6 protein-coding genes are annotated in these 11890 nt (G+C 37.8%); all 6 read left to right on the top strand.

Annotated features, from left to right (window positions below):
* The first annotated feature begins 95 nt into the window (after window positions 1-95).
* The 6 genes from FGL37_RS13090 (at window position 96) to FGL37_RS13115 (ending at window position 11463) form a co-directional block, all read left to right on the top strand.
* On the top strand, window positions 96-3329 hold the full coding sequence (locus tag FGL37_RS13090) for a SusC/RagA family TonB-linked outer membrane protein (RefSeq protein WP_028072284.1): 3234 nt from the start codon (window positions 96-98) through the stop codon (window positions 3327-3329).
* A gap of 18 nt (window positions 3330-3347) precedes the next feature.
* Window positions 3348-4790: a SusD/RagB family nutrient-binding outer membrane lipoprotein gene (locus FGL37_RS13095; protein ID WP_028072283.1), complete on the top strand. Its 1443-nt coding sequence runs from the start codon at window positions 3348-3350 to the stop codon at window positions 4788-4790.
* 287 nt (window positions 4791-5077) lie between these two features.
* Window positions 5078-5416 (top strand): hypothetical protein, encoded by a 339-nt coding sequence (locus FGL37_RS13100; protein WP_028072282.1) that lies wholly within the window; start codon window positions 5078-5080, stop codon window positions 5414-5416.
* 422 nt (window positions 5417-5838) lie between these two features.
* Window positions 5839-6501 (top strand): DUF6266 family protein, encoded by a 663-nt coding sequence (locus FGL37_RS13105; RefSeq protein WP_051607358.1) that lies wholly within the window; start codon window positions 5839-5841, stop codon window positions 6499-6501.
* A 355-nt stretch (window positions 6502-6856) separates the two neighbouring features.
* Window positions 6857-10000 carry a SusC/RagA family TonB-linked outer membrane protein gene (locus FGL37_RS13110; RefSeq protein ID WP_028072280.1) on the top strand — a complete coding sequence of 1048 codons (3144 nt, stop codon included), beginning with the start codon at window positions 6857-6859 and terminating at the stop codon, window positions 9998-10000.
* 11 nt (window positions 10001-10011) lie between these two features.
* The gene (locus FGL37_RS13115; RefSeq protein WP_028072279.1) at window positions 10012-11463 is read left to right on the top strand and encodes a SusD/RagB family nutrient-binding outer membrane lipoprotein; all 1452 of its coding nucleotides are present in this window, start codon (window positions 10012-10014) and stop codon (window positions 11461-11463) included.
* The last annotated feature ends 427 nt before the right edge of the window (window positions 11464-11890 follow it).

An 11890-nucleotide genomic window follows, 5' to 3' on the forward strand; every position in this document is an offset into this window, starting at 1 on the left:
ATTGTCTAGGCAATTTATGTTTAGACGGTTATTTGATTGGATATACTTTAATATCAATATAGAGGATTAGAAATAATAAATTAACTAACTAAAACATGAAACAAACATTACTAAATTTTCTTGTTGGCGGAATGATTTTGACTTCGGTCGCATTCGCGCAAGAAAAAAAGATTAGTGGTCGTGTGACATCTGCTGATGGTAAAGGATTACCAGGGGTGACAGTAGTGGTCCAAGGTACTAATCAGGCTACACAGACAGATGCTGACGGTAACTATTCATTGAATGTACCTGCTGGTAAAGTTGTCGTATTCCGTTCAGTTGGATTTGATGATAAAACCATTATTGTGAACAACAACAGTACAGTATTCAACGTTTCCTTGGAAAACCATGACAATGCCTTGGAAGAGGTGGTGGTGACTGCAAATGCAATCAAGCGTGAAAAAAGAACGTTGGGATACTCCGCTCCGACAATCAACAGCGAAGAGTTGACAAGTGGAAGAAACTCAAGTGCAATCAATTCTTTAGCTGGAAAAGTTGCAGGGGTAAACATTACATCTACATCAAACTCTCCCGGTAGTTCGTCTCGTGTCGTGTTGCGCGGAGGTTCTTCTATCGCAGGAAATAATCAGGCGTTGATCGTTGTGGATGGTGTGCCTATTGATAACTCCAGTGTTATCGGTGGATCATCCTCTCTTGCCAGTGTTGATTTTGGAAACAGGGGTAACGATATTAATCCGGATGATATTGCTTCAGTTACTATCCTAAAGGGGCCTGCAGCGGCAGCATTATATGGTTCACGTGCTTCTAATGGCGCATTAATTATTACGACCAAAACAGGTAAACAAGGTGGTGGCAAAACAGATATTTCCTTCAGTTCTTCCAATACGTTTTCCTCCATTCTTAAATTGCCGGAATTCCAAAACGAATACGGTCAGGGGGCGTCAACGTATGATAGCGAGGGAAATCTAGTATTTATTGATGATCCCAAGGAAAATTGGTCTTGGGGAGCACCATTTACTGGTGAAGTGAAAGAATGGGGACAGTCAATCGATGGTAAAAGACTTACCAAGCCATACTCGGCAGTGGAAGACAACGTCCGCGATTTCTTTTCTACTGGTATAGCTTCCGATAACAACTTAAGTTTTTCGGGCGGTACGGAAAAGAGTACGTTTTATTTGGGATTAAATGCTTTAAACTCCAATGGTGTATATCCAGGAAATAAGGACACCCATAATAAATACGGTGTACGATTTAACGGAACAACCGAGTTTTCTAATAAGTTTTACGCTGGGATTTCTGCCAATTACAATAAAATCAATAGCAATAACATTGGAGGTGGTCAAGGAGATGCTTCTGTATACAATAATTTATTGCAGACACCAAGGGATATTCCTGTTACTGATTTAAAAGATTTAAACAATCCTTATTTTGGTTATGGTTACGTTGGGGCCGATGGTACTGATTATAGTAATAGATATGGCTATTATGGCGCATATACAATGAATCCATATTGGGTACTTCAAAATTACAACAACTATAATGATGTTAATCGTATTCAGGGTAATTTTAACGTAGGCTATAAACCTTTCGAATGGTTGGATATTAAGGAACGTGTCGGCGTCGATCATTACTCTGATCGAAGAAGGACAGAATCTCCAAAATATACCTTCTTTCCTGCAGACCTTACGTCCGGAAACTATTCCGATTCAAACGTACGCACAAGTAATGGACGTTATCGTCTCGATCAATACCAAGTTACAGAGGTAATCCATGACTTCATGGTTACAGCTAATCATAAGTTTAATGAAGATTTCGACGCGTCTTTGATGGTTGGTAATAATATTAGACAGCGTTATGCATCTGTAAATAATACGGCCACAAATTCCAGTGGCGGTCTAGTAAAACCGGGATGGTATAATCTGGCCAATTCATTAGGGCCATTGGATTTGATTGAAGACTCCTGGGAAAAACGCCGTCTAGTAGGTGTTTATGCAGACCTGAATTTATCTTATAAAAATTTCTTGTTTTTGCAGGCAACAGCTCGAAACGATTGGTCTTCAACGCTTCCGAAAAAAAATAACTCATTCTTTTACCCCAGTGTAAGTAGCTCATTTGTGTTTTCTGAGTTGATGAGCGCCGATGCAAAGCGGATTTTAAGCTATGGTAAGCTGAGAGCTAATATTGCAAAAGTGGGTAGCGATACCGATCCTTATAAATTGCTAACTACGTTCCGCCGCGGAGAGATAAACGGTAATTTTGGTAGTACTACATTTCCATTTGGTAATGTTTATGGATTAATGGCTAACTCCACTATTGGAAATGCTGAACTGAAACCTGAGATTACAACATCGTTTGAAGTAGGTACAGAACTAGGATTTTTTCAGAACAGATTGTCAGTTGACTTTACCTACTATAAGAACAGTTCAAAAGATCAAATTTTAAGCATTCCTATAGCTAATTCTACAGGGTTTGGGTTCTCTGTTGTCAATGCAGGTAAAGTGACAAATAATGGAGTGGAACTTGCTTTGAGAGGTACTCCAATCAAGACTCAGGATTTCACATGGGAACTCATGGGAACCTTTACCAAAAATAATAACAAAGTGGTCGAATTAATGGAAGGAGTTGACCAAGTAACTTTGGGTGGTTTTTCGGGCATGTCTATTGTAGCTGCTAAAGGCCGTCCATACGGCGAGTTTTATGCGATTACAAATCAAAAAGACGCACAAGGTCGTACCATTGTAGATCAAGAAACCGGCCTACCGATTCCAACTACGGAAGCTCAATATCTAGGAAGTTACAATCCAAAATTCCAAGCATCGTTAGGAACTACATTAAGTTACAAAAATTGGTCATTGAACACATTGTTTGATATGAAACATGGCGGTGTTTTCTTCTCGAGAACGAAAGATATTATGGCCTTTACAGGTACCTCCGCAGAAACGGGTGGAGATCGTTTTGGTCAGATATTTCCTAACTCGGTCTACCTAGATGAAAATGGAAACAGTGTGGTTAATACGACAGCTAAATACGATAAGGTAGATTATTACCCATATTTGGAAGCAGGAGAAAATGTTGTGGATGCTTCTTATATCAAATTACGTAGTTTGGCCATATCATATAAGTTTAAGAAAAGCCAACTTCAAAATACTCCATTTGGAGATATTACTGTTGGTTTGTTCGGTAACAACCTCTTCATCTGGACACCGAAAGAAAATAAGTATGCGGATCCAGAAGTTAACTCCGCTGGGGCAGGAAACGCACAGGGATTCGATTACACGGCACAACCGTCTTTGCGTAACTACGGAATTAATGTGAAAGTTTCATTCTAGAAATATTTTAAAAGAGAAATGAAAAGAAATTTTAAGAAAATTGTATTTGCCTTTCTTCTAGGCACGGTGGCATTTACAAGTTGTAATAAGTATTTGGATATAAATCAAAATCCGAACTATCCAGAGACAGCAGAGCCTCGTCTTTTACTGCCAACAGTTCAAGCTAGTATTGGACAAATTTTAGGTAATCAATTGCAAGTATATGGTGGACTATGGGCACAAGTCTGGACGCAGAACCCGACCTCTTCGCAGTATATAACAATTGATCAATACAATATAAAAAGTACTGCTACAAACAGCGTTTGGGCTAATATTTATCGCTACGCGCTTTACAATGCCCAGATAATTATTCAATCCGAAAGTACACTGGACAATTATTATAAAGGTATCGCCCATCTTTTAAAGGCTTATACTTTCCAAGTCGCTACAGACGCCTTCGGTGATATTCCTTTAGATGAGGCGTTGCAAGGGGTAGATTATCGTAGCCCAAAATATCAAAGTCAAAAAGAAGTTTATACACAAATTTTAGCGGATATTGATAAAGGAGTAGAGCTTCTAAATAGCGAAACGGGAACAAATCCTGGGCAACAGGACATGTATTTTGGAGGAGATTTGGAGTCTTGGAAAGCTTTTGCCAATACATTGAAGTTAAAAGCGTATTTGAGGCTTTCAGAAGTCGATGCGTCAGCTGCTTCTGCCGGTATCAAAGCTCTCTATGCAACTAATCCGAAGTTTTTGGATAAAAATGTTTCTATCACATATACGACCACTGGAGGAAATGAGAATCCGCTTTATAACGAAATGATCGGTTTGAGAAGTGTGCAGAATTTAGTTGCCAGCGGGACAATTGTTAAAGCATTTGTAGATAATAATGATCCAAGAAGATTTAAATTGTTTGATAGACTTTCCGAACAAGATACAATAGCTTACATTGAGCAAGGTGACTTTAGAGCTAATACAAAGAAGAGAGTGTCTCCGCCATCAGCATTAGTAGGCGCTAATGTTAGAGACGCAAAATCTGCTCTTGCCCCAGCTAATTTATTTACTCGGGCGGAAAGCTATTTCTTGCAATCAGAGGCTGCTTATAGAGGTTGGGCGACAGCTGATGCAGAGGAGACTTATAATAAAGGAATTGAGGCTAGTTTTGCTGGGCTAGGATTATCAGCTGAGGACTTGAAAGCCTATATGACAAAAGCCAAATTCCCTGAAGTTAAGACACAGCAGCTAGAAGCCATCATTACGCAAAAATATTTTGCTTTGGCAGGCTTTCAGAATTTCGAGGCTTGGAACGAATGGCGTAGAACTGGATATCCGAAGTTTTTTATCGTTTCAAAAGGTTCTGTTATTGGTAGCGGTCAAATGCCACAGCGCCTGATTTATCCTAATAGCGAAGCCACGTCGAATGCGAACTTCCCAGGACTTAAGCCACTCACAGACCGTGTGTGGTGGGATGTAAAATGATTTAAAATCTCTATAGCAATGAAGCGGCAATTTCTAAAAAAAATTGCCGCTTTTAACGTTTTTATACATATTTCCGTATATATTATGTAGTTATAAAAGGTGGAGTGAACCTGACTTCATATTTTATTTACAGTAGTCGGAGGTTTTTATTTGCCGTGGCATTTATTTCCTCTCTCTCCACACGATTAGCTGATCTTTTGGGACAGCTTGCAGACTCCCGTAGCAAAATCGCATGGGCCGATAGCTAATAGACTTATCAAAAACTGAGACTCGCCTATAAGAAACATTTGCTAGGGACTAAAACTTTAACAGCAACAGACGCAGAAAACTATTTCAACGCTGCGGTAAAACCATTACTAGCTTCAAATGGTCTACAGGCTATTGCTAGGGAAAAGTACCTTGCATTTTTCGGAGCTTCCGGTGAATCAACAGAAATGTACAACGATATCCGCCGTTGGAAAGCGCTCGGGGAGAATCTTATTCAATTGAAAAATCCAGGTAAATTTCCATTGCGTTTACCATATGGTAACGATGATACAACTACGAATCCATATGTTCAGGCAGCATACGGTGATGGACAGTATGTCTATACCGAAAATGTTTGGTGGGCAGGCGGTATACGCTAGTATATAATTATCACAACACAATTTAAGTTTATAACGTAGGCGTTCAATTTGGACGCCTACGTTGTTTTATCTCACCGAGTAGTTCAATAATTAATTCGGATTGTCAAGGTCCGGAAAGGATTTTCTGATAATGCAGGGACAGTGTGTTATTTTATCCAATTGACATATTTAGGCTTGACATAGATATTGGGAATACACGCCTTAATCTCAAGCCAACTACAACTATACAATAACTTATTTATTAAAAAGGATGTGAGACGGACTTAATAGGGATTTAATAGGGACCTCATTCGGATAAAACCGTATTATTTCCTTTGTTTATACCTGTTTTGTAATAATTACTTTACATTTAATGACGTAATTATCATAAACTTATCCTATTCTTAGGTGTTGTATAGATCTTATCATTTGTATAAAAAGCTATGGCGCGTGTAAAAAATGGAGTTAACGGTGCGCCTTCCGGTAAGGTCGGTGCGGTAGTATTTTGTAAATGGAAAGGAATCAATTATGTCAGGTCTTTGCCAAAAGTAAAAAAAAGAAGAAAATTGTCCGATAGCGAAGTGAAGAACAGGAGCAAATTTGGTTTTGCGCAAAATTTTCTGAGTCCTTATAAGAAGTTCTTCCGTCTAGGATTTCATCATTACGGTGAGAATATGACGGCATTTAATGCGGCAATGTCCTATCATCTTGAACATGCTGTCAAGGTGGACGAAAATGGCCCGTTTATGGATTACGGGAAGTTCGCGATCAGCAGGGGATTGGAAGAGGCTATTACAGCAGCAACAGTCGAGATAGTGGACGAAAAGCTTCACATCAGATGGCAGCTTAAAAACCGCGATGAACTGTTTCAACGTGAGCTGACAGACTTCAAGGTCATATTTTTATTGCTTCCAGAAACTTCGATGTTTTATGCCGATTCAATATTTCTGGGAAATAATATCATTGACCTAGAAGAAACGGTCGTGTTACCCAAGGTCAATAGCCCATGTACTTTTCATCTCTATTTGGGTTTCGTCGCGACTGACGGCAGCAACCGGAGTATGAACAGCGTATATTTAGGCCATATCAACGTAGATAAAGAATAGAGCTTAAAAGCATGGTATCGCTCTTTCTTACATGGCCGCTTTTCTTTGTTAGATTTAATGGGGCAGCATATTCATGACTTTGGCCGTTACTTAGATACAATTGGTGCTTCATTGGTTAATTTTATTTTGTTGATTTACAGCGTTTTAATTTTCGGTATGAATTTATTGTTATCGGAAAGTTATGCTTGCATTGTAAAAGTTAAAAAAAGTTATAATTTTGTATTTAACATTTTTTAACAGCCGTTGTGCTTCAAAAAATGCATTACTAACTAGACGTATATAGATTATTGGAAAAGTAGTATTATACTAGCCAAGTTATTTTCGAAAAATAAACACTTTTAATAAACATAAACATATGAAACACAAATTACTCAGTCTTTTCGTGGGTAGTATGATCCTGACTTCTGTTGCATTCGCGCAGGAAAAAAAAGTGAGTGGTCGTGTTACCGGTGCCGATGGTAAACCGTTGGCGGGTGTGACGATTGCTGTTCAAGGATCTAACGTTGCCACGCAAACAGATGCGAATGGTAACTATTCGCTATCTGTACCAACAGGAAAAGTTATCGTGTTCCGCTCAGTCGGTTATGCGGACAAAACCCTAATTGTAAAAGAAGGACAATCTGCTTTTAATGTATCCTTAGATAGTTCCGACAATGCATTAGAGGAAGTTGTGGTGACAGCAATGGGCATTAAAAGGGAAGAAAAATCGTTAGGTTATAGTACATCAACGATTAAATCTGATGATTTGACTAAAGCCCGAGAAACAAATATTATTAACTCATTGGCAGGAAAAATGACTGGTGTAAGGGTAACCTCTCAGTCAGGTACTGTTGGTGGATCGAGCAAAATTGTTATTCGAGGGGTGAATTCGTTTGAAGGAAATAGTCCGCTATGGGTTATAGACGGCACGCCTATCAGTGACAATACGGCATCGGGTGGGACTACAGCAAGGAATATTGATTTTGGGAATCGTGTAGGTGATATCAGTTCCGACGATATTGAATCAATGACGGTTTTAAAGGGGGCCGCTGCAACGGCTTTGTATGGTTCTCGTGCTAAGGATGGTGCTATTATTGTGACGACTAAAAAAGGGTCTTTAAACTCAAGGGGTATCGTTTCATTTAATTCCTCGGTGCGCTTTGATTCTCCATTAGTTTTACCTGAGTTTCAAAATGAATACGCTCAAGGAACTTTCAATACTAAAACAAAAGAATATGATTATAGTCTTAAATATTCCAATGGTTGGGGACCGAAAATAGCGGGTCAAACAGTAAAAGATTTTTTAGGAAGAGATGTCCAATTAGCAGCAAAACCCAATAATGTTAAAGATTTCTTTAATACAGGTCATTCTTACATAAACAATGTTAGTTTTTCAGGTGGTACGGATAAATCTGATTATCGCCTGGGTCTAACTAGTACTAACGAATCAGGAATAATACCTGAAAATAAGTTAGACCGTTATAATTTAAGCGTTAATACAGGTACTCAATTTTCTGATAAAGTATCGTCGAGATTTTCAGGTAACTATACAAGAGTTAGTTCAGATGGTAGGCCTGCTCAGAGTTCAAATAATTTAAATATTATTACTAGCGCAGTATATGGGGTACCACGAGTGGTCGATATGAATGATTTGAGAAATAATTATAAAGATCCCGTAACTGGGGAGCAGATATTCATGACGACAGGTAGAGATGGTAATAATCCTTATTGGATTTTAAATTATAATAAGAATAGTAATGTTGTCGACCGTTTTTTTGGTACTTATAATTTAAGCTACAAACCGGTGGACTGGATTACTATTTCTGATAACTTGGGGGGAGATATTTATAGAGAAAAACGTACAAGCGTAGTAAAAAAGGGAACTGCTGGTACAATGAATGGAGCCTTTAATAATTCCGAGTTATTTTATAGGCAAATCAATAATGATTTGATGGTTACCCTTACGCAGGACCATCTTCTCGACGATTTTAAATTTAATTTAATTTTAGGGCATAATATTAACGACTTACAATCTGAGTCGACAACTGTTGATGCAACAAACTTAACCATCGACGAATTATGGAATTATCCCAATGCAGCCTCAAAAACTCCTACTAGAGGTTTTTCTAAACGTCGATTGATAGGTGTATATGGGGATTTCGGAATCAATTATAAAGATTATTTGTTCTTGAATGTCACAGGAAGAAACGACTGGACTTCTACGTTACCTGTTGAAAATAGATCTTATTTCTACCCTTCAATAAGTGGTTCATTTGTATTTTCAGATGCTCTCGGAAATAATAAACCAGATTGGCTAAGCTATGGTAAAATAAGGTCTAGCTGGGCACAAGTAGGAAGTGATTTGCCAGCTTTTCAATTAGATTATCAATATAGTCCTGTATCGACAGTCTTTATGCAATATGTTGGTGGCAGTACTACGGTCTTTCCATTTGGCCCCATATCTACGGCTTTTACTGGACCAAGAATATTGCCTAACTATGAATTGAAGCCTCAACGTCAGAACTCTTTCGATTTTGGAACCGAGTTGAAATTTTTTAAAAATAGAATCGGCCTAGACTTTAATTTTTATAACAATGAGACAAAAAACCAGCTTATACCTATTGACGTAGCAATATCTACCGGATATTTTGCTAAATATGTAAATGTTGGATTGGTTAGAAATCGAGGTGTCGAAATAGGATTAAATCTTGTCCCTGTCAAAACAGAAGATTTTACATGGGGTTTAGACTTTAATTTTTCTAAAAATAATCAAAAGGTTGTGGAATTGGCACCTAATCTAGAGCAATATAGTTTGGCGTCTGGTTGGAGCAATCTTCAGATCAAAGCAGAAAAAGGACAGTCTTTCGGCATTTATGGAATAGATTTCCTAAAAGATGAGGCTACTGGGAAATACCTAATTGATTCGGAAAGCGGGTTGAGAATCCCTGATGATAAGAGTACAAGATTAGGTAATATTTATCCAGATTGGATGTTAGGAATTAATACTAATTTTAGTTATAAATCATTTTCGGTTAGTGGCTTGGTAGATATTCGTCAAGGAGGGAAATTTTATTCAGGCACGGTGTCAAATTTGAGAACTAGCGGTTTGGCTGTTGAAACTGGTGGAGATAGATCTATCCCAATTATTCTGGATGGGTTGGTAGATAAGAATGGTACATTAGTGCAGAACGATGTCCCAGTGCAGTCTGCACAGATGTATTATCAATCTAATTATGATGCAGGTAATACGGTTTCAAATGTTTTTGATGCGTCCTATATAAAACTTCGAGAGATTAGGGTATCTTATGCTTTGCCAAAATCTGTACTGTCCGGACAAAAAGTGATTAAGGCAGCTGAGTTTGGTGTGGAAGGAAGAAATTTATGGTTGATTAAAAGTAAAGTTCCTCATGTTGATCCCGAATCTAACTTCTTTGGAGCAGGATCCGTGGGAGAAGGGGTCGAATTTAATAGTATTCCTTCGACTAGATCTTTTGGCTTTAATATTCGTATGACATTCTAAATTTTAAAGAAATGAAATCAAATAAAATAAAAATATTGAGTATTTTGTTAGGAGCTGGTCTCTTGTTAACAACTTCCTCTTGTAGTAAATATCTTGATATTAATACAAGTCCGTTAACGGCGACAAAGGTTGAGCCGAAATTACTGTTCGGATATGCCGTTACTGCTTGGGATGCAAATAAAAATAGTGGTGATGCTTGGCTGCCTTTAGGTTTAGAGGTGCAAAGTTTGGCAAGTGGAGGGGATTATGGATGGGGGAATGATAATTTATACAATATAAGTACTTACGCTTTGGGAAATACCTTTAAGGTATATTATAGTACAGCGGGAAATAACTTAAAGCAGGCTATAAAAATTGCGGAGGAGGCTAGTCCCGTACAAAATAATGCTGCAGCGCAGTGCAAAATTGTACTTGCACAATTGATGTATGAGGCAACGACATTGTATGGCGATGTTCCCTTTAGTGAGGCTTGGGTACCTGAAATCTCATATCCCAAATATGATAGTCAAAAAGATGTTTTAAACGGAGTAATAGCGTTACTTGATGACGCTATTAATCAGATTGATGAATCAAGTGCATTGAAGATTTCAGACTATGATATTTATTATTCAGGAGATTTACAAAAATGGAAAAAACTGGCAAATTCCATAAAGTTTAAAGTATATATGGTGATGGCTGATGCTGACCCATCTGTTGTATCGAAGATCGGAGATCTTTTAAAAGATGAGACAGTTATGATTAGTTCAGCTTCAGAAAGCTGGATTCACAAATACTATTCAACTGAGAATAACGAAAATCCGAAGTACAGGTTGTTCAAAACCTACACTAATGGCGAAAATCAATGGTTTTTTGCTAATTCTAATGTATTCAATTATATGGATCCTCAGGATCCTCGGATCCCCAGGTATTTTGATAAGGGACCAAAAGCAACAACCTATAAGGCTGTTGGTTCTGAGGAGCTTGCTGATGAAACTACTTCATTAATAAGTAGCTATTTATATAGGAAAGATGCTCCTTCATTACTATTATCTTATCATGAATTAACTTTATTAAAAGCAGAAGCTTATGCAAGAGGACTTGGAGTGACAAAAGACTTAAGCAAAGCTAATTCACTATTTAAGGATGGAGTGAAGGCAGCTTGTGTTTTTTATGGAGTTTCTAATGGTGACGCGACCGCTTTTGTTAATAATACTTTAAAAGATCTGACTACTGTTGCGGATCCGTTAAAGGAAATACATTTGCAACAATGGATTGATTTAATGGACAGACCTATGGAAGGATTTGTACAGTGGAGACGTTCGGGAAAAGATGGAAATGAGGTGCCTAAATTAACAGTTCCTCCTGGGGCTACTGCAGGACCATTGATTAGAAGATGGACCCTTTCTCCAGATGAAATATCGGCAAATCCTAATATCCCAAATCCAGCTCCCAAATATTATGATAAGATGTGGTTTGATTTGTAAGTCAGTGTGTTGTAAATAAGTGTTTTAGTTAACATCAAGTACGGATAGAACGCTATTCTGCGACTTATCTAAGCTGTATATTTCAAGAGGGCATTTCTAAAGAATTGCCCTCTTCTTCTTATTACGAATATCTGTCATCTCAGTTGACGTCATTGTTATCCCATGAATATTTCTCGCTTAAACCTATAAAATTTTCTACACTACGGTGAGTATTACCAAATCATTAACTTTATGTGTATAAATTAATAGGCTAACAATTTGTTAATATTGAATTAACATTGAGACTCTATTTTTACAGCGTTGAAGTTAGCAGGTCGAGCCTCTTTAAACTTCTTCGTATATTTAGAGATTATTGTTGCAGTGAAACCATTTAGGACTTAAAACCGTTTTATATGACAAGTGCTAATTTACAAATTCATTGCTGCAA

Source organism: Sphingobacterium thalpophilum (genome assembly GCF_901482695.1).
Lineage (GTDB): Bacteria > Bacteroidota > Bacteroidia > Sphingobacteriales > Sphingobacteriaceae > Sphingobacterium > Sphingobacterium thalpophilum.